This window comes from Chryseobacterium fluminis (assembly GCF_026314945.1).
Lineage (GTDB): Bacteria > Bacteroidota > Bacteroidia > Flavobacteriales > Weeksellaceae > Chryseobacterium > Chryseobacterium fluminis.
This window is the reverse complement of sequence record NZ_CP111121.1, coordinates 3,986,755-4,006,912: the sequence shown is the minus strand read 5'-3', so window position 1 is coordinate 4,006,912 and position 20,158 is coordinate 3,986,755. Positions and strand designations below refer to the sequence as shown.

At 39.5% G+C, this 20,158-nt stretch carries 14 protein-coding genes and 1 pseudogene; 10 read left to right on the top strand and 5 right to left on the bottom strand.

All coding sequences use genetic code 11. The features are described 5' to 3' along the window. Nucleotides 1–78: 78 nt before the first annotated feature. From ODZ84_RS18305 to kduI, 5 genes and pseudogenes are all read right to left on the bottom strand, one after another. Nucleotides 79–741: a beta/alpha barrel domain-containing protein gene (locus ODZ84_RS18305; RefSeq protein WP_266173825.1), complete on the bottom strand. Its 663-nt coding sequence runs from the start codon at nucleotides 739–741 to the stop codon at nucleotides 79–81. Nucleotides 742–828: 87 nt separating this feature from the next. Then, nucleotides 829–1,836, bottom strand: coding sequence for a sugar kinase (locus ODZ84_RS18300; RefSeq protein WP_266173823.1), 1,008 nt, complete (start codon nucleotides 1,834–1,836; stop codon nucleotides 829–831). A gap of 166 nt (nucleotides 1,837–2,002) precedes the next feature. Continuing rightward, nucleotides 2,003–3,400: a glucuronate isomerase gene (uxaC, locus tag ODZ84_RS18295; protein ID WP_266173821.1), complete on the bottom strand. Its 1,398-nt coding sequence runs from the start codon at nucleotides 3,398–3,400 to the stop codon at nucleotides 2,003–2,005. 18 nt (nucleotides 3,401–3,418) lie between these two features. Next, on the bottom strand, nucleotides 3,419–4,201 hold the full coding sequence (locus tag ODZ84_RS18290; RefSeq protein ID WP_266173820.1) for a gluconate 5-dehydrogenase: 783 nt from the start codon (nucleotides 4,199–4,201) through the stop codon (nucleotides 3,419–3,421). 8 nt (nucleotides 4,202–4,209) lie between these two features. After that, a pseudogene (kduI, locus tag ODZ84_RS18285) lies at nucleotides 4,210–5,045 on the bottom strand (5-dehydro-4-deoxy-D-glucuronate isomerase). A gap of 938 nt (nucleotides 5,046–5,983) precedes the next feature. On the opposite strand from kduI, the gene ODZ84_RS18280 reads away from it, so the two are divergent. From ODZ84_RS18280 to ODZ84_RS18235, 10 genes are all read left to right on the top strand, one after another. Continuing rightward, nucleotides 5,984–8,932: a SusC/RagA family TonB-linked outer membrane protein gene (locus tag ODZ84_RS18280; protein WP_266173819.1), complete on the top strand. Its 2,949-nt coding sequence runs from the start codon at nucleotides 5,984–5,986 to the stop codon at nucleotides 8,930–8,932. An 11-nt stretch (nucleotides 8,933–8,943) separates the two neighbouring features. After that, a complete protein-coding gene (locus ODZ84_RS18275) occupies nucleotides 8,944–10,767 on the top strand; it encodes a RagB/SusD family nutrient uptake outer membrane protein (protein WP_266173818.1) in 1,824 nt (607 codons plus the stop codon). Between the two features lie 83 nt (nucleotides 10,768–10,850). Then, on the top strand, nucleotides 10,851–11,873 hold the full coding sequence (locus ODZ84_RS18270; protein WP_266173816.1) for a pectinesterase family protein: 1,023 nt from the start codon (nucleotides 10,851–10,853) through the stop codon (nucleotides 11,871–11,873). Nucleotides 11,874–11,913: 40 nt separating this feature from the next. Then, nucleotides 11,914–13,326, top strand: a complete 1,413-nt coding sequence (locus ODZ84_RS18265; RefSeq protein WP_266173814.1) for a pectate lyase family protein — start codon at nucleotides 11,914–11,916, stop codon at nucleotides 13,324–13,326. A 40-nt stretch (nucleotides 13,327–13,366) separates the two neighbouring features. Next, nucleotides 13,367–14,374 (top strand): DUF4861 family protein, encoded by a 1,008-nt coding sequence (locus ODZ84_RS18260; RefSeq protein ID WP_266173813.1) that lies wholly within the window; start codon nucleotides 13,367–13,369, stop codon nucleotides 14,372–14,374. An 11-nt stretch (nucleotides 14,375–14,385) separates the two neighbouring features. Then, complete coding sequence (locus ODZ84_RS18255) at nucleotides 14,386–15,648, top strand: glycoside hydrolase family 88/105 protein (RefSeq protein ID WP_266173812.1); 1,263 nt, start codon at nucleotides 14,386–14,388, stop codon at nucleotides 15,646–15,648. A gap of 107 nt (nucleotides 15,649–15,755) precedes the next feature. After that, on the top strand, nucleotides 15,756–17,399 hold the full coding sequence (locus tag ODZ84_RS18250) for a glycoside hydrolase family 43 protein (RefSeq protein WP_266173811.1): 1,644 nt from the start codon (nucleotides 15,756–15,758) through the stop codon (nucleotides 17,397–17,399). 56 nt (nucleotides 17,400–17,455) lie between these two features. Further along, nucleotides 17,456–17,974 (top strand): SGNH/GDSL hydrolase family protein, encoded by a 519-nt coding sequence (locus ODZ84_RS18245; RefSeq protein WP_266173810.1) that lies wholly within the window; start codon nucleotides 17,456–17,458, stop codon nucleotides 17,972–17,974. Further along, a complete protein-coding gene (locus ODZ84_RS18240; protein WP_266173809.1) occupies nucleotides 17,971–18,300 on the top strand; it encodes an SGNH/GDSL hydrolase family protein in 330 nt (109 codons plus the stop codon). Before ODZ84_RS18245 ends, ODZ84_RS18240 begins: the two co-directional genes overlap by 4 nt. A gap of 1 nt (nucleotide 18,301) precedes the next feature. Continuing rightward, the gene (locus ODZ84_RS18235) at nucleotides 18,302–19,969 is read left to right on the top strand and encodes a glycoside hydrolase family 28 protein (protein WP_266173808.1); all 1,668 of its coding nucleotides are present in this window, start codon (nucleotides 18,302–18,304) and stop codon (nucleotides 19,967–19,969) included. Nucleotides 19,970–20,158: the final 189 nt, after the last annotated feature.

Genomic DNA, 20,158 nt, shown 5'->3' with positions numbered 1-20,158 from the left:
ATGAAATTATTTTAGTGCAGAGTCCGAAAAGATTTATTGAATACGATCTGTTCCAGAGAACCTTACCCTGCTGAACCATTACTGCTTTAAAGTCTGAATAATTTCCAGCACCTTCCTGGTTTCATTTTCTATCGTGAGATAGTCTTTCGCAAGCATCAATTCTTTGCTTACCAGTTTACTACCCATTCCTACTGCGGCAACACCGGCACTAAACCAGCTTGCAATACTTTCTTTAGTGGTGTCTACACCACCGGTAGGCATAAATTTCAGATTTGGGAAAACATCTTTAATGGCACTCATAAAACCTGTTCCCAAAGCATTTCCAGGAAATAATTTAATGAAGGTTACGCCTGCAGTTTCAGCCGTAATAATTTCCGTAGGTGTCATACAACCCGGGCTGTATAACAGATCTTTGGGAATTAAATAGGCGGCCACTTCTGCTACAAAACCAGGACTGATGAAAAAATCCGCTCCCGCTTTATAATATTCCTCAGCCTTCTGTAGATTTTTTATGGTTCCGATTCCCAAAAGCATTTCGGGCATTTCCTCGTTACGAACTTCCACCATTTTAATGAAATTACTCAACGCAGCTTCCCCACGGCTTGTATATTCTACTGCACGGATTCCTGCTTTGTAAAGTGATCTTAATATCTCTAAAGTTACCGTTTCATCAGCATTATAATACAGAGGTAAAGCTCCCTGATTGATGATGGTATTGGTAACTGATTGAATCTTTGTCATTTTATTAAATTATTTTGTTGAAAATAATCTTTAATAGGATTAAATCCATCCTTTAGTATGCTGTTCTTTCAAGACTTTTTGGAGAACTTATCTCTTGATACGTCCTCCGGAGTTTCCGTCCATTACTTCGAGAATATCTTCTGCGCTGCTGTAATTAATGTCGCCCAAAATCGTGTGTTTTATAGCACATGCCGCGTTCGCAAAATTTAGAGCTTTTGCGTCATCGTAATTCATTAAACCATAAATTAAACCTGCTGCGAAAGCATCTCCTGTTCCGATTCTGTCGACCACAGGATTCACTTCCAAAAGATTCGTTTCAAAATAATTGCCGTTTACTAAAGCTCGTCCCTGCGTCTGCTGGGAACTCGCCGTAACACCGATTCTTATTTTGTCGAAGATTTTATGAACAGAAGGACATTGCTTCTTTAATTCTTCAGCAGCTTCCAGAAAACCTTCTTTATCTGAAGGAAACTGAGTTTCCAATATTTCATTAATTTCATTCACTCCGCCGACAAAAATCGTTGATAAAGAAACCAGCTCTTTCAGAACTTCATTTCCGTTTTTACCATATTTCCAAAGATTGGAACGGTAAGCAGGATCGGTGGTCACTTCTATTCCCAGTTCACGGGCAGTTTGTAGACCTTCTTTCAAACTTTCGTAAGCTGCATGGGAAATTCCCGGGCTGATGCCTGTCCAGTGAAAATACTGACAGTCTTCCAGTGCCTTTTTCCAGTCAATTTTTTCAGGCTTAATATTGGCAAAAGAGCCGTTCAGCCTGTTATAGGCAATTCTGCTGGCACGCACTGACGATCCTACTTCTAAAAAGTACAAACCTAAAGGATGTTCATTTTTAGAAATAAAACGGGTGTCAATTCCGAAACTTTTAACAAAAGAAAGTGCCGATTCTCCCACAAAATCATCAGAAACACTACTGATATGCCTCACATCACAACCCATGGTTGCCAATGAAGATGCTACATTAAGCTCTGTTCCGCCGAAAAAGAACTCCATTTCGTGACTTTGTTTCATGGTTCTGTTTCCGGGTGGGGAAAGTCGCATGATCACTTCTCCGAATGTGACTATTTGGTTACTCATTTTTTTAAACTTGAATAGAATTTATTCTATTTTAATTTGAAATTTTGTTGAAATCAAAGATAAAACACGTCGACAGGCTCAGTGTGACATTTCGAGTGCTAAGTGTAACTTCAACGCTGTCATGCTTAGCCTGTCAGAGCATCTCATCGTTTTCAGCTTTAGTTATTTAAAAATCAAAATAATTTTTAGCATTATGATAACAGATATCTGAAATGGTTTTCCCGATAAGCTCGATATCATCCGGCAGTTCGCCGTTTTTCATTTCTTCTCCGAAAAGATTACACAATACTCTTCTGAAGTATTCGTGTCTTGGGTACGAAAGAAAACTTCTGGAATCCGTTAACATTCCGACAAAACAGCTGATCAGCCCCATGTTCGAAAGGGCGTTCATCTGCTTGATCATCCCGTCTTTCTGGTCCAAAAACCACCATCCTGAGCCGAACTGTACTTTTCCTTTGATGCTGCCGTCGTTGAAATTTCCGATCATGGTCGCGAAAATCTCATTGTCTGCAGGATTTAAATTGTATAAGATTGTTTTCGTTAATTTATCTTTACCATCCAGAGTGTTTAATAACTTAGACAGAGTTTCAGCCTGCACGAAGTCACCGATAGAATCCCATCCCGTATCCGGACCCAGAATTCTGTGCATTCTTTCATTATTATTTCTCAAAGCTCCCAGGTGGAACTGCTGAACCCAGCCGTATTGGTGGTAAGCTTCACCCAGGAATAATAAAATAGCAGTTTTAAACTGATTCACCTGTTTTTCAGCGATCACTTTTCCTGAAATTTTATCATTGAAAATTGTGCTTACTTCTTCTTCTGTAAATTCTTCGAAAGAAATATTATTTAATCCGTGGTCGCATAATCTGCATCCGTTTTCGTGGAAATACTCAATTCTTTTCAGTAAAGCATCACACAAGGTCTGGTAAGAATTAATTTCTATTCCTGCGGATTCTCCCAATTTCGAGATATAATCTGCAAAATTGTGGTTCTCGATTAAAATGGCCTTATCCGGGCGGAATGCCGTACTTACTTTAATACTAAAATCGCTTTTCGCCAAATCCTGGTGATAATTCAGAATATCTGTAGGATCTTCCGTTGTGCACAGCGATTCCACATTCATCATTTTTAATAATCCTCTTGTTGATTTTTCAGGCGTCTGAAGCTGAGCCGTGATGTTTTCATAAATTTCAGATGCATTATCTGCATTGAGCAATTCATTAATCCCGAAATATCTTTTTAACTCCAGATGCGTCCAGTGATACAGGGGATTTCGCAGAGTGTAAGGAACGGTTTTAGCCCATGCTTCAAATTTTTCTTTATCTGAGGCATCTCCTGTAATGAATTTTTCATTCACGCCCATGGTACGCATGGCTCTCCATTTGTAATGGTCTCCTGCAATCCAGACCTTTGAGATATTTTCGAAGACCGTATCTTCTGCAATATCTTTAGGAATCAAGTGATTGTGATAATCAATAATGGGTTGTTTTTCTGCATACCTGAAGTAGAGTTCTTCAGCGTATTTATTTTGTAATAAAAATTGATCTGTTATAAAGGGTTTCATTCTAATTTGAATCTGTTGTTACTCATTAGCAGGTTTCCCGATGGTTGCCAAAATGCCTCCATCCACGTAAATAATCTGCCCGTTGATGAATCTGCTGGCATCAGAAGCTAAGAAAATAGCTGTTCCTGCAAGGTCTTCGGGATTTCCCCATCTTCCTTCGGGCGTTCTGCTGATGATAAAATCATTAAAAGGATGTCCATCTACCCGTATTGGTTCTGTCTGGGAAGTAGCAAAATATCCGGGACCGATTCCGTTTACCTGGATGTTATGTTTTGCCCATTCTGTAGCCAGATTTTTGGTAAGCATTTTCAGGCCGCCTTTAGCAGAAGCATATGCTACTACATTGTCGCGTCCCAGCTCACTCATCATCGAGCAGATGTTGATGATCTTTCCGGATTTTCTTTTTATCATATGTTTGCCAATTAATTTCGACATGATAAAAGGTCCCGTAAGATCCACATCAATTACTTTTCTGAAGTCTTCCACGTCCATTTCAATGGCGGGAATACGTTTGATGATTCCTGCATTGTTGACTAGGATGTCTATTTTTCCATGGGTAGCTTCCATTAAAGCTACTTTCTGAGCGGCTTCCAGCTCGTCCGTTACGTCAAAAAGGTATCCGGTTGCCTGGTATCCTTTAGAATGGTAATAGTTTAAAGCTTCCTCTAATTTTGACGGGGTTGTACTGGTGATCGCCAGTTCAGCACCTGCAGCGGCCAGACCTTCTGCCATGGCCATTCCTAATCCGTGAGTACCGCCTGTAACGACTGCTACCTTACCGGATAAATCAAATAAATTCATCAGAAAAATTACTTTAGTTCGTTTGTTTTGATACCGTCCATATCACCGTAGTCCATATTTTCCCCGGCCATACCCCAGATAAAAGTATAATTGGAAGTTCCTACTCCCGAATGAATAGACCATTCCGGAGACAGTACTGCCTGCCTGTTGGTCATAAAGATATGACGCGTTTCATCAGGCTGTCCCATGAAGTGGCTTACCGTCTGTCCTTCTTCCAGGTCGAAATAGAAATAAGCTTCCATTCTTCTGGTATGGGTATGTGCAGGCATTGTATTCCATACGCTTCCAGGATGAAGTTCGGTCATTCCCATCTGAAGCTGGCAGGTTTCCAGTACAGAATTTACAATTAGCTTATTGATGGTACGCTTATTAGCATACTTTTCTTCACCCAATTCTACAATTTCGGCTTCAGCCTTTGTAATTTTTTTGGTAGGATAAGTGTGGTGTGCAGGCGCTGAGTTGATGTAAAAATAAGGTTGTGCATCGCCTGATTTTTCAAAAACCACTTCTTTTGCCCCTTTTCCGATGTATAAGGCCTCTTTGTTTCCAAGCTCATATACTTCTCCGTCTACTGTTACTTTTCCGGCATCTCCCACATTGATGATCCCAATTCTCTTCTGTCCAGAAAATGCTGAGCCTTCAGATCATCAGTAGGTTCCAGCCTTAAAGACTGTGCAGAAGGCATGATACCTCCTACAATGAGCCTGTCGTACATAGAATAGACGAGTTTGATTTTATCTTCACTGAATAAATCATGGATTAGAAACTCCCTCCTAAGATCTTCAGTGGTATACTTTTTTACATCTTCGGGATGATGGGCGTAACGAAATTCTGACTGTAACATACTGCTTTATACTTTTCTTTTGCGGTTTTAACAAAACCTGTTATACATTGCGTAATCGATTGCATAAATTACACTAAAATCTGATAGAAATACTTATGGGATAAATATATCATTATTCTTCAATTAGTTAACAAAAAATTAATTTTAATTTATAAAATACTGACTGTCAGTTCAAAAAAATAAAATCGTTATGCAATTTAATAGAAATTAAGAGAAAAAAAGGTATTGAACAATTACCAAAATAAAGGTTGAACTAAAGTATTAATATAAAATCATGCCAAAATAAAACAGTCATTATCGAATAATGATTTGATAAACATATGTGAAATTTAAGCTATATCTTATATACAATACCGATAATTATTATTAAGTATCAAATATGACCGTTTATATCTTTATAAAAGATGATAAAAATCAGGTAACTTAGTAAAATTTGGCTCGCTCCTGACAATTTTGGGAATTTTTTATGATAAAAATTAAGCAATTTTTAAGCAAATTTTAAGTTTTTAAATAGTTAATTAATAGATTTTTTACTTTTCAAGTATAATTTGTATTAAACTTAATAAATCATATAAAATATTCATTTACAACTATTTAAATTCACCAAAGAAATGATTGTGCTTTTAATTTTAATAAATCAAACGGTCAAATTAATAGAAAAATAATATTTTTTTCTTTGTGTATTGGAAAATAATATTAGTTTAGGAGCCAGGATATTTTATTACGATCAATTACGCAATCGATTGCACTCTAAAGCGTACGACTTCTAAAATATTGACCGCTATTATTAACATAGAATACTTACAAAATCCACAAAAAAACAAAGATTGAGAAAACTTTCAACAAAGAATTAAAACTATAAGGATACTAAAATGGATAAAAGAGTACATTCAATAAAGTGGTTATATTTAACTGTCTTTCTACTTCCTGTCCTTGCTATGGCTCAAGAAAAAGAACCGAAAAAGGAAATCGAAAAAAACATTGATGAGGTGGTTTTGGTGGGATATACCAAAGTTTCTAAAAAAGATGTTACCAATTCTGTTGCTTCTGTAAAAGCAGATGCGATCAAAGATATGCCTTCCACCAATGCTGCTGAAGCAATTCAGGGAAGAATGGCCGGGGTACAGGTTTCATTAAGTGAAGGCTCTCCGGGAGCTGATGTGGATATCGTCATTCGTGGAGGTAATTCTATTACGGGGAGCAATGCCCCCCTGTATATCGTGGATGGAGTACAGATGGATAATGCACTATCGGTCTTATCTCCAAAAGAGATTGAGTCTATCGAGGTTTTAAAAGATGCCTCTTCTACCAATATCTATGGAGCCAGAGGAGCTAACGGAGTTGTTTTGATTACAACGAAAGGAGGCCGTAAAAGAGCTAAAACACTGATTAATTATAACGGATTTTTAGGCGTAAGAAAAATACAGAATACCATTGACGTATTAGATCCCTATCAATTTGTGCTCTATCAGTATGAAGTATATAATAAGGGTGGCGTACAGACCGATATGGATGCATTTGTAGCAAGATACGGTACGTATGATCAGCTTGAAGACTACAAGACCGTAAAAAAAAGAGACTGGCAGGATGAAGTATTCGGAAGAGAAGCATTTAACTTTACTCATAACCTCTCTGTCACCGGAGGGTCTGATAATTCTTCTTTCTCTTTATCGTTAAATAATGTGGAGGAAGACGGAATCATGATCGGATCCGGCTTCAAAAGAAATATGGCCAACTTCAAGTATGATTACGAGATTTCCAAGAAATTGAATATGACCCTGAATGCCAGGTACAGCAGACAGACGATTTTCGGAGCGGGAACATCATCTACGGGTTCACAAAGTACCAACAGGCTTAGAAATGCGGTCAGGTATCAGCCTTTTGAAGGAGGTTCTTCAGTAGATGTGGATGATTTCGACCCATTGTTTGCCAATGAGACCAATCTTGTAAACCCTGTCCTTTTAGCCAATAACGAGATCAAGGAAAATGGCAGAAATGATTTACTACTTAACGGGACCATAGAATACAAAATCAGTAAAGATTTTACATTCAGAAGTGTGATCGGATATGTACAGAGAGATGAATACATCAATCAGTTTTCCGGACCGATAACATCCGTTGCAAGACAAAATAACGATCAGCCGGTTGTTCTTTTAAGTAAATCTCAAACAAGAAGAATCACGAATACCAATACTTTAAATTACAGAAAAACATTCGGTAATCATAAAGTAGATCTATTAGCCGGTCAGGAAATTGTAAAAACTGACGGCGAATCGTTAGCAATGACCATTAAGTGGTTTCCCAAATCTATCAGCGCTCAGGAGGCATTTGCCAACATTCAGTCGGCGTCTCCCCCGGGAGGATTGGTTCAGGATGCACCGAGAGCGGGAAGAAACCCCGATCGTCTGGCATCATTTTTTGGGAGAGCCAATTATATTTTCAAAAATAAATATATCCTTACCGCTTCCATGAGAGCAGATGGTTCCAGTGTTTTCGGGCCCGGAAACCGATGGGGATATTTCCCTGCCGCTTCTGCAGCCTGGAAGATCACCGAAGAAGATTTCTTAAAAGGCAATAAAACAGTCAGCGAATTAAAACTTCGTTTGGGATACGGACTTTCAGGAAATAACAGGATCGGATCTTTCCTGTATGATACCTTCTTTATAACATCTTCTGATTACGGATATGCATTCGGAAGCAATGTAACCCCCGGTGCGACAACCGGAAACATCCTGGCGAATAAAAACGTAAAGTGGGAATCTGCAACGTCTAAAAATATTGGTTTAGACTTCGGATTATTTAAAGGAAGAATTTACGGAACCCTTGATTTGTATCAGACCGACACCAAAGACTTGTTACTTTTAGCACAGATTCCTAAAACCACAGGATACGAATATCAATACCAAAACTCCGGAAGCACTACAAATAAAGGAATTGAATTTTCCATAGGAAGTACCCTTATCAGCAATGATAAATTCACCTGGAAAATGGATGCCAATATTTCGTCAAACAGAAATACCATTCAAAGTCTGGGTGACAATGCTTCGCCAAGCTCTTTTTCTTACCTTTATCCTTCAGGATGGCAAAACAGCCTGAATGACTTCCTGGTACAGGTAGGTAAGCCTGTAGGTACCTACTGGGGATACCAGACGGCAGGAAGATATGAGGTAAGTGATTTCGATTATAACGCTGCTACGCAGGTATATACTTTAAAAGCAGGTATTCCAAGTTCTGCTGCGGCAGCCAATGGTGCGAAACTGGTACAGCCTGGAGATCTGAAACTTCAGGATTTGAATGGTGACGGCATCATCGACAATAAGGATATGACTGATTTAGGAAATGCACAACCTAAGTTCTACGGTGGTTTCAACCAGACTTTCCGTTACAGAAACTGGGACATGAGCTTACTATTCAACTTTTCGGTCGGAAATAAAGTGTATAATGCCAATAAAATCGAATATTCAACTCAATATTTATATAGAGACAACAATATGCTTGCTGAGGTGGCAGACCGATGGAGATGGTTTGATGATGCAGGGCAAAAGGTGAATGATCCCGCTGCTTTGGCCGCTCTTAATGCCAATACTACCGGATGGACTCCTCCTGCAGGTGCCTATTTCTTACACTCGTATGCTATCGAAGACGGTTCTTTTTTAAGATTAAATAACGTTACTATCGGTTATTCCCTTGGAAAAGAATTTACCAAACAACTGGGTCTTTCAAATTTCAGATTGTATTTTACCATGAACAACGTATTTACCATCACCGGATACTCAGGATATGATCCGGAAGCCAATACAAGAAGAAACCCTTTAACCCCCGGGGTAGATTATGCTGCCTATCCACGCAGCAGATTTATCTTATCCGGAGTTGATATCACTTTTTAAACCCTATTATTATGAAGAAGAATAAATTTTTAGCTATAGTCTTTTCCATTGCAGGATTAATATCTTTAAGTTCATGCGACCAGTATCTGGATGTGGAAAGCTTATCCAACACCGCAGAAGCACAACAATTCGACTCTGCTTCCGACACTTTCTCTGCATTGGTTGGCGTTTATAACGCAACGATGGGTGATAATACCTATGGCCAGAGAATGAATCTTATCCTTACCCAATCCGGAGATGATCTAAGAACTTCCGGAGACTATAATGCCAATGACAGAAGAGGAATCAGCTGTTTTGGGGCTATTACTACCAATACAGAACTTTTAAGACCTTTTTTAGATACCTACGCAGGTATTGAGCGAGCCAACCTTGTTATTAAAAATATTCCGCTTTCACCGGTTTATAAAACAGGTTCCGATGCAGATAAAAAACTTATGGACAGGTATCTGGGTGAAGCTTTAACGCTTAGAGCTCAGTTCTATTCTGATCTTATCAAGAACTGGGGCGATGTACCTTTTCAGGATGTTCCTTCAGCAGATCTTCCAGACTTATACCTTCCGAAAACAGACAGAGACATCATCTATGATAAAATTCTCGATGATTTGTTAAGGGCTGAAAGTCTGGTTCCATGGAGATCAGAAGGAGGCACCACTGCTCAGAGAATTTCGAAAGGAGCCGTTAAAGGACTGAGAGCACGAATCGCGCTTGCAAGAGCTGGTTACTCATTAAGAAGAGCACCACAGCAAATGCTGCAGGGATCCAATCCTCAAAAATATTATCAGATCGCTTATGATGAATGTAAAGATATCATCAATTCCGGACAGCATCAGTTAAATCCAAGCTACGAAGGTTTATTCAGATCTTTACATACCAATTCTCAGGATGCAACGAACGAGGTTATCTATGCTATCGGAGCATTCGGAGGAAACTCCAGAACAGACAGTAAAATCGGTTACTACAATGGTCTCAGACATGATGACACCGACTGGAAATCTTCAGGAGGTATCAGTGCCATCCCGACTTATTTTTATGAATTCAGCAAATACGATCTGAGAAGAGATATCAATATTGCCATCTTCAGAGTCAACACGACAAAACAGGAGGAACTTCAGACTTCCATCAACTGGAATGACGGGAAATTCAGAAAATCATGGTCCAATATTACCGGTACTTCCCAGAACCTGGGTATCGACTGGCCTCTATTAAGATATTCGGATATCCTGTTAATGTTCGCGGAAGCAGATAACGAATTGCACGGCTCTCCTTCCCAGGAAGCGATCGACGCAGTAATGGCGGTGAGACGAAGAGCGTACACGGGTAATCTAGGTCAGGTAGGAACCATTCCTACAGGCAAAACCGCCTTCTTCAATTATATTGTAAAGGAAAGACAATTGGAATTCGGAGGGGAAGGACTGAGAAAATATGATTTGATCCGTTGGAATCTGTTAGAAACCAAAATTAATGAAACAAGAGCTAAGCTTACCCAGTTTATGAATGGTACAGGCGAGTACGCGAATGTTCCGGAATATATTTTCTATAAGAAAGTAGCCTACGACAAAACCAAAACGGCTCAACAGAACATTTCGGATATCGATTTCTATACTGCAACAGGAGTTGCAAAATCAGATATTTTCTACACGCCGAACCAAAGTGTGGCAACACCTTCCGGCTATACAAAAGTAAACTGGAGACTTGCCATGACGCAGCCATACATCAGTGGTGACCCCATTAAGAGTTATGCCTATTATTTCCAGCCCAACAGAAAAGAATTGCTTCCATTAGCGTTGGATGTGGTAAACTCAAACTATAATCTTACTCAGGATTACGGCTATTAGACATTAAAAGTACATTCATATCAAGTTAAGAATACAGGCTTAGCCCCAGGTTAAGTCTGTATTTTAAACAAATTTAAAACTTTATGAAAACTCCCCGGATTTATAAAAATCTTACCTTTATTTCAGTATTTTCTATACTATTGTTAAGTCTTCTTTCTTTTAAAGCTGCCGATAAAACAATCGTGGTTTCAAAAGACGGAAAAGGCAACTTTACCACCATACAACAAGCGGTAGATGCAGCTGAAAACGGGTCTCTGACAAGAACAAAAATTATAATAAAATCCGGAGTTTATAAAGAAAAAATTATCATCCCTGAAACAAAAGGGGCCATTATACTGGAAGGAGAAAACCCTCAGAATACCATCATCACCTATGATGATTTTGCTTCAAAAAAGAATGCTGAAGGAAAAGATATCGGAACGACAGGTTCTTCCACGATTTTTATTTATTCCAATGACTTTACAGCAAAAAACATCACCTTTGAAAACAGCTCGGGAAGAGTCGGACAGGCTGTAACCATCCTGACTTCCGGTGACCGGATCATTTTCGAGAACTGCAGATTTTTGGGAAACCAGGATACGGTATACTTAAAAGGCGCTCAGGATTCACCTGATAAAACAAAACCCTCAAGAAATTATTTTAAAAACTGCTATATCGAAGGTACTACCGATTATATTTTCGGAGCCGGAACCGCTGTTTTTGAAAACTGCACCATCTACTCCAAAGAAACAGCAAGCTATGTGACTGCCGCTTCTACTCCACAGGAAAACGAATTCGGATTTGTTTTTATCAATTCAAAAATTACCGGAAATGCTAAGGAACACTCCGTGTATTTAGGAAGACCCTGGAGGCCTTTTGCAAAAACGGTTTTCATCGATTGTGAAATCAGTTCAACGATAAAACCTGAAGGGTGGCATAACTGGAATAAGCCTGATGCCGAGAAAACCACTTTCTATGCAGAATTCAATTCAAAAGGAAGCGGAGCCGGGATTTCCACGAGAGTCCCTTGGTCGCACCAGCTGACAAAGGAAGAAAAAAAGAAATACACCCTGCAGAATATTTTAGGAGGAAAAGATCACTGGAACCTTAAAAAAAGTCCGAAATAAATCGACTCCCAACCTCAGAAACACCAAAGAATTTTCAGTCATGAAAAAACACTTCATAAAGCTCTCCACCATAGCAATTTTATCCGGTATTTCCACATGGGCAAATGCTCAGCAAGTGTTGAGTTTCCCGGGTGCAGAAGGTTTCGGAAGATATACTACAGGGGGCCGCGGCGGACAGGTTTATTTCGTGACAAAACTAACGGATGACGGTTCAGAAGGAACTCTGAGATATGCTTTGGACCAGAAAGGGCCAAGATATATTGTCTTTAAAACGGGCGGGACCATTTACCTGGAATCGCCATTGAAAATTAAAGAGGGCAATGTAACCATTGCAGGACAAACTGCTCCCGGAGACGGAATTACGGTGGCCAACTACGAAACTTTTATAGGTGCAGATCATGTGGTTATACGTTACATGCGTTTCAGAATGGGTGATCAGAAAAATTTCGAAGGTGATGCGTTAGGGGCAAGATTCATAAAAAACCTGATCGTAGATCATTGTTCGATGAGCTGGTCTACGGATGAGACGGTTTCGATCTATGTTAATGAAAATACAACCCTTCAATGGTGCATCATCACGGAAAGTTTAAGAAACTCTGCCCATCAGAAAGGCGCTCACGGATATGGCGGAATTGCAGGAGGAAAATTTGCATCTTTTCACCATAATATCTACGCCCATCACGACAGCAGAAATCCAAGACTCGGAGAGTATGCAGGAAGTAAATTTGCCCTGACTGACCTTACGGATTTCAGAAATAATGTGATCTACAACTGGGGACACAACAATTTGTATGGAGGTGAAGGAATGAATGTAAACATCGTCAATAATTACTACAAACCGGGTCCTGCAACGCTGACCAAAGACCGAATTGTGGCCATCGATAAAAATGAAAAACCCGAAACCGAAGTTTACAACATCTGGGGGAAATATTACATCAGCGGAAATGTGATGGAAGGAAATCCTGAAATCACAAAAGACAACTGGACACAAGGCGTTTTTGCCCAGATGAAACCTTCTTATAACCTGACGGCTCAGGATAAAAGCAAGATAAAAATCAGTCAGCCTCATGCTATTCAGAATAATGTAAAAACGGATACTCCGAAAGAAGCCTATCATAAAACATTGCAGGTTGGAGGGGCAAGCCTCGTGAGAGATGCAGTAGATCTTCATGTTTTACAGGATATAAAAAACGGAAGCTTCACTTATAAAGGTTCAAAAGGCAGCAGCAATGGAATCATCGATTCTCAGAAAGATGCAGGTGGATTCCCGGATCTGAAAACAGGAAAACCTCTACCCGATTCTGATGAGGACGGAATGCCTGATGAATGGGAAATGAAGAACCAATTAAATCCAAGAGTGGCCAATGCCAACGGAAGAGATCTGGATCAGAATTACGATAATATCGAAATTTATTTTAATGATATTGTAAAAAAAATAACTGAGAAACAATAAGCGATAACCATGAAAACTCTTTGTTAAAATCAGTTATCTAATGAAAAATATTATGAAACTCAATTGGTTTAAAATAGTAACGGCAGGAGTATTAGTATCTTCAAATCTTTCAGCACAGAATTCTGTGATTGAAAGCATCAGAAAGAATCCTAAAATGCCATTTTCATACGCAGAGCTTTCTGTAAAGGAGGGCGGAAAATGGGAAGGCAATAAATATGTTGGCGGAACATTCAAAAATATTCAGGAAATTACCCTTCCCGAATCTCATACCGATCACTCTACTTTCATCAGATATGAAGGTATCGGACTGGAAAACAACCAGATTGCCTACAGATTATATCTGGACTGGAGAAATGCAACGGATATTTTCGGTAAAAAAGTAAACACTTTGGTTTTACCTGAAGTGGGACAGGACGGTTTTGAGTCGTATCATCATGATGCACCCTGGGGACAGGATATTCTGAAATCCGGACGGACAATTGGCGTGGGTTCCTATGGAAGGTATGATGAACAGAATGATTTTGTTGAAACATTTAAAATTGTAAAAAATACAACGGCAAAAGTGGTCAATGAAAAAGATCAGTCTTATGCAACAATTGATTACAAAGGCTGGAAAACCTGGGGTGAAGCCATCGATTTAACCTCAAAATTAACGATCTTTAATAAAGACCGTTTTGTAAAAGTAGATCTGAACCTGAGTAACAGCATTTCAGGTCTCTGCACCGGCATTGTTGCCATCAAAAATATTCCCCTGAAAAACGGAATCAGTAAAAATAAAAAATGGGCTTACATAGCCACTTACGGTCAGCAGACTTTAGCCAAAAAAGAAGATAACCTCGGAATGGCCGTCTTCTACCCTCTCGAAAGTTTTGATAAATATGTCACTACGAAATCTACTCATACCGTCGTTTTTAAAAAAACGAAAAATGTATCGTATTACTTTATGGGTGCATGGTCACAGGAACCAAACGGCCTGGCAACAGAAGAAGCCTTCTATCAGGATTTAGATAAAAAACTGGACATTTTAGATAAAAATAATCAACTTTAAAGTTTAGAATCATGAATTTCATCAATCATACAATAAAAGTATACGCCGTTGCCATTTTAGGATCAGGAATGTTCCTGGCATGTGCACAGACCAAAAATGCAACTGCAGCAAAAACTGCTTCAACTGAAACTTCAAAACCTGGTAAAAAAGTTCCGACCAATCTTAAATGGTCCGAAAGAATGCTGCTTTCCGAAATGCACAGATTCCCTGAAGCCTGGATGCTGGATTTCAGTAAAAGTCCGAAATGGACTTACCCGTCAGCGATCGTTCTGGATGGTGCAGAAAAAGTATATGCAAAAACAGGTAAAAAGGAATATTATGACTATATCAGCGGTTTCGGTGAAGATTTGATTAAAGAAGACGGGACCATTGTAACTTACGATATTTCGAAATATAATATCGATATGCTTAACAGCGGAAATGTTCTTCTTTACCTTTATGAGAAAGAGAAAAAAGAGAAATATCTGAAGGCCCTTCAGACTTTGCGTTTACAGATCGACGGGCAGCCACGAACCAATGAAGGGTCTTTCTGGCATAAAAAAATCTATCCTAACCAGGTATGGCTGGACGGATTGTATATGGGAATGCCTTTTTACACGCATTATACGAAAGATTTTACCAAAGGGGCCGATGCTCAGAAAGCGTACGATGATATTGTGTTCCAGTTTGATTCTGTTCAGAAAAATCTTTTAGATAAAAAAACGGGATTGCTGTATCATGCCTGGGATGAAAGTAAAAAAGAAGCATGGGCCAGTAAGGAAACCGGTCTTTCGGCGAATTTCTGGGGCAGAGCAATGGGCTGGTATGGGATGGCTATGGTAGATGTTCTGGACTATTTACCAAAAGATCACCCGGGAAGAGCAAGATTAATTTCTTATCTGAAATCCTATGCAGATGCTGTCATTAAAGTGCAGGATAAAAACTCCGGTCTTTGGTATCAGGTTTTAGACAAACCCCTCAAAAACGGGAATTATGAAGAAGCTACCGCATCTGCCATGTTTGTGTATACCATCATCAAATCGGTGAATGAAGGATATCTTCCTAAATCATACAAAGCTGCCGCAAAAAAAGGGTACGACGGAATTATTAAAAATTTAATCACGGTGGATGAAAACGGAGTGGTGAATCTAAATAAATGCTGTGCCGTTGCCGGATTGGGAGGAAAACCTTACAGAGACGGCTCATACGAATATTATGTAAATGAGGAAATCCGTTCCAACGACGGGAAAGGAACCGGGCCTTTCATATTGGCAAGTTTAGAATTTGAGAAATAATTAAACAACAATAAGTTAAGCCATTTTAAGTAAAGCTTTAAAAAATTAAGGATAACCAAAGGTTACCCGATATGAAAAGTTAGCCAACAGATTTAAATCTGGATTTTATGAAGACGAAAAACATTGTAAATATACTTTCAGTAACCATTTTTTCAATGGCATCAAGCTATTTGAATGCACAGGAAAAAAATTACGTTTCCGAAGTGTGGACTGCCGATCAGGGAAAGAACTACAGAAATCCGGTTCTTTATGCAGATTATTCAGATCCGGATGCCATCCGTGTAGGTGAAGATTATTATATGACCGCTTCCAGCTTCAATGAAACTCCCGGACTGCCGATTCTTCATTCGAAGGATATGGTCAACTGGAAACTGGTTAATTATGCGATTCAGGATGTTTTGCCAAAAGAACATTTCTCCGTTCCCAGGAGAGGAGATGCCGTTTGGGCGCCAAGTATCCGTTTCCATAAGGGAGAGTTCTACATTTATTGGGGTGATCCTGATTTCGGAATTTATATGGTGAAAACCAAAGATCCGCTTGGAAAATGGGACGAGCCTGTTTTGGTGATGGAAGGAAAAGGACTGATCGATTCGTGCCCGTTCTGGGATGAAGACGGGAATGCCTATCTCGTTCACGGTTGGGCAGGAAGCCGTGCCGGAGTAAAAAGTATCCTGACGCTCAATAAGATGAATCCTGAAGGAACAAAAGTATTAGATAAAGGCGTTCATATTTTCGACGGTCACGATGCCCACCCTACCGTTGAAGGTCCGAAAATGTATAAAAGAAACGGCTATTATTACATTTTCGCACCGGCCGGAGGAGTAGCTACGGGCTGGCAACTGGTTTTAAGATCAAAAAACATTTATGGCCCTTATGAAGAAAAAGTCGTATTGGAACAGGGGTCATCAAAAATCAACGGGCCTCATCAGGGAGCCTGGGTTGATACCCCTTCAGGAGAAGACTGGTTTTACCATTTTCAGGACGTGGATGCAGGCGGAAGAATCGTCCATTTACAACCGATGAAGTGGGAAAAAGACTGGCCTGTTATCGGAATTGACAATAACAAGAACGGAATCGGAGAACCGGTTTTAACATACAAAAAACCAAACGTCGGCCGATCCTATCCTATTGTTACGCCTCAGGAAACAGATGAATTTGATGGTGAAAAATTAGGAATACAATGGCAATGGAGTGCCAACGAAAATATGGTCTGGTCTTCAAAACTTCCGGGACAGAAATTTTTAAGATTATTCTCTGTAAAAGTTCCGGAAGGGGAAAAAAACCTTTGGAACGTCCCGAATTTATTAACGCAAAAATTCCCGGCTCCGAATTTTGCCGCTTCCACCAAAGTTAAATTAACCCCGGAGGATGCTAAAGAAGGTAAAACTGCAGGACTTCTGGTGATGGGATTAGACCATGAATCCATTGTAATTACCAACAAACCTGACGGATTTTATCTTCAGTTGAGAAGAGCAGAAAAAGCAGATAAAGGAGGGGAAGAAAAAATTTTATTTGAAACCAAATTAAAAGGAAACGAAGCTTATCTGAAAGTAAATGTGAGCGAGCCTAATGGCCTGTGCCAGTTCAGCTACAGCGAAAATGGGAAAAACTTCACAAAAGTCGGCGATGTTTTTCAGGCCAAACCGGGAAAATGGATCGGTGCAAAGGTCGGTTTATACAGCGTAAGTACAACAAAAGCACCTCGCGGAGGTTACGCAGATTTTGACTGGTTCAGAATAACTAAAAATTAAGATGGCGTTCCAATGTAAGCTTTATAGGTTTTCGTAAGGATTAACCCAATATATCAATGAACAGGAAAATTTATAATATAGTTTCATTTTTATTCGTTGTTTTGCTGTTGTCGGCATGTCAGTCACAAAACAATGCCCAAAAGGCAACGGCAAAACACAATAAAAAAATCACCTATATCTACCTTATCGGAGATTCCACAATGGCAGATTATACCGGAAACTACGAACCTGGAAAAGATTATATGAAAGTCCGTTACCCGATTACAGGTTGGGGCCAGGTTTTTCAGCCTTTTTTCGTGAAAGACAGTCTGGCATCACTAAAACCGGGGCTTATAACAGATTCAGTGGTCATTATCGACAGAGCGCATGGCGGAAGAAGTACAAGAACATTTTTCCAGGAAGGAAGATGGAGATCGGTTTATGAACATCTGCAGCCTGAAGATTATGTGATCATGCAGTTCGGTCATAATGACGGTTCTGAAAAGCATACGGAACGGTACGTAAATATTGAAGGGTATAAAGAATTTTTAAGATTATTTGTTAATCAGACCAGACAGAAAGGAGGATTCCTGTGATCTTAACACCCGTAGCCAGGAATTATCCCTGGAAAGACGGGAAACTGGAAAATGTACACGGTGAATATGCCCGGGCTCCGATTGATATCGCCAGAGAGCTGAATGTTCCTTACATCGATTTAAACCGTCTCTCCATGGAATATTTTTCCAAAAAAGGACAGGATTTCACAACAAATCATTACTTCATGAATCTGCCGGAGAATGTGTACGAAGCCTATCCGAAAGGACAGAAGGACAATACGCATTTTCAGCCGGAAGGAGCGGAAGCAGTGGCGTCAATAGTATATCAGGAATTTAAAAAAGTAATCAAAACTCAAAAAAAATAAAATGAAGAAGTCTCTTAAAGTGATCGGTTTAGCAGCAGCAATGATATTTTCAGGGCAGATCTGTGCTCAGAATCTGGATATTTATAAAAACATTGAGTTTAAAATGCCGCAGGTTACCGAAACATCATTCGCCGCCAACACAGTTTCCATTACACAATATGGAGGCGTTGCGGGCGGAAATGTAAAAAATACGGAAGCTTTCAAAAAGGCCATCGCCGATTTAAGTAAAAAGGGCGGCGGAAAACTGGTTGTTCCGAGAGGAATGTGGTTAACCGGTCCTATCGAGCTGAAAAGTAACATCAATCTTCATGTTGAGGAAGGTGCTTTTATCGTTTTCAGTAAAGATAAAAACGATTATCCTTTAGTAGATGTAAGTTTTGAAGGATTAAACACCATTCGATGCCAGTCCCCTATTTCTGCGAAAAATGCAACCAATATTGCGATTACGGGAAAAGGGGTCATCGACGGAAGCGGCGATGCGTGGAGAGCCATCAAAAAAAGCAAAGTTTCAGAATCTGAATGGAAAAACATCGTAAAATCCGGAGGTGTATTATCTGCAGACGGAAAAAACTGGTATCCGTCAGAAAGCTATAAAAAAGGATTTGAAAGCAGCTCGAGCTTCAATGTTCCTGATAAAATTTCCAAAGATGAATTAACGTCCGTTAAAGATTTTCTCCGTCCGGTAATGGTAAGTCTTGTGGGTTGCGACAAAGTGTTGTTGGATGGTCCTACTTTCCAGAATTCTCCGGCATGGAATCTTCATCCTTTAATGTGTTCAAATTTGATTTTAAGGAATCTTACGGTTAGAAATCCGTGGTTTTCCCAAAATGGCGACGGTGTAGATCTGGAATCCTGTAAAAACATTCTGATTTATGACAATACGTTTGATGTCGGTGACGACGCGATCTGTATTAAATCCGGAAAAGATGAGGATGGCAGAAAAAGAGGAATGCCGACTGAAAATGTAATCATTAAAAATAATGTCGTCTATCACGGTCACGGAGGTTTTGTTATCGGAAGTGAGATGTCCGGTGGCGCAAGAAATATCCACGTTTCCGACTGTACTTTCATCGGAACCGATATCGGTCTGCGTTTTAAAACAACCCGCGGGAGAGGCGGGATTGTTGAAAATATTTACATCAAAAATATTGATATGATCAATATTCCGACACAGACCATTGGTTTTAATATGTTCTATGAAGGCGCTTCTCCGGTTTTGGAAGACGGACAGAAACAGGAAGGCAACAAAGCACCGGAAAAAGTTTACCCGGTAACCGAAGAAACCCCTACTTTCAGAAATATTTTCTTTAAAAATATCAATGCGGTGAATTCTGATGAAGCCATTACCTTATTCGGGTTAGCAGAAATGAATCTTAAAAATATTGTCATTGAGGATTCACAGTTTGATACGAAAAAGGCCTTAACTATAGTAGATGCAGACGGAATTCAGTTGAAAAACGTAAAACTGAAATACTCCCAGGGAACGGGAGCCACCATTTACAACAGTAAAAACATCAACCTTTCAACAGTGAAGTTTGAATCTTCAAACAAACCGGTTGTGAAAGTTTTGGGAAATAAAACAGGAGCAGTAGTGTTGCCGAAAGAAGTTACAGCTGATAAAAGTTCGCTTTCTATCGGAACGGACGTTGCGAAAAATGCAGTGAAATAGTTGGTAAATCGCAAAGACACAAAGATATTTTATACTTTATGTCTTTAAGACACAAGGATTTTATCTTTGATAAAATTTCACACTGAATCTTGTTAGACTGATGCTACGACAAGCTCAGCATGACAAATTATGACCAGTTAGTATTAGAGATGTCACACTGAGCCTATCAAGGGTCTTTGAGTCTTAAAA

Excerpts from the sequence above, each read along its gene's own strand:
- ODZ84_RS18290 (WP_266173820.1), bottom strand. The coding sequence starts at position 4,201 with ATGAATTTATTTGATTTATCCGGTAAGGTAGCAGTCGTTACAGGCGGT.
- ODZ84_RS18260 (WP_266173813.1), top strand. The coding sequence starts at position 13,367 with ATGAAAAATATTATGAAACTCAATTGGTTTAAAATAGTAACGGCAGGA.
- ODZ84_RS18255 (WP_266173812.1), top strand. The coding sequence starts at position 14,386 with ATGAATTTCATCAATCATACAATAAAAGTATACGCCGTTGCCATTTTA.
- ODZ84_RS18250 (WP_266173811.1), top strand. The coding sequence starts at position 15,756 with ATGAAGACGAAAAACATTGTAAATATACTTTCAGTAACCATTTTTTCA.
- ODZ84_RS18265 (WP_266173814.1), top strand. The coding sequence starts at position 11,914 with ATGAAAAAACACTTCATAAAGCTCTCCACCATAGCAATTTTATCCGGT.
- ODZ84_RS18280 (WP_266173819.1), top strand. The coding sequence starts at position 5,984 with ATGGCTCAAGAAAAAGAACCGAAAAAGGAAATCGAAAAAAACATTGAT.
- uxaC (WP_266173821.1), bottom strand. The coding sequence starts at position 3,400 with ATGAAACCCTTTATAACAGATCAATTTTTATTACAAAATAAATACGCT.
- ODZ84_RS18245 (WP_266173810.1), top strand. The coding sequence starts at position 17,456 with ATGAACAGGAAAATTTATAATATAGTTTCATTTTTATTCGTTGTTTTG.
- ODZ84_RS18235 (WP_266173808.1), top strand. The coding sequence starts at position 18,302 with ATGAAGAAGTCTCTTAAAGTGATCGGTTTAGCAGCAGCAATGATATTT.
- ODZ84_RS18300 (WP_266173823.1), bottom strand. The coding sequence starts at position 1,836 with ATGAGTAACCAAATAGTCACATTCGGAGAAGTGATCATGCGACTTTCC.
- ODZ84_RS18270 (WP_266173816.1), top strand. The coding sequence starts at position 10,851 with ATGAAAACTCCCCGGATTTATAAAAATCTTACCTTTATTTCAGTATTT.
- ODZ84_RS18275 (WP_266173818.1), top strand. The coding sequence starts at position 8,944 with ATGAAGAAGAATAAATTTTTAGCTATAGTCTTTTCCATTGCAGGATTA.
- ODZ84_RS18305 (WP_266173825.1), bottom strand. The coding sequence starts at position 741 with ATGACAAAGATTCAATCAGTTACCAATACCATCATCAATCAGGGAGCT.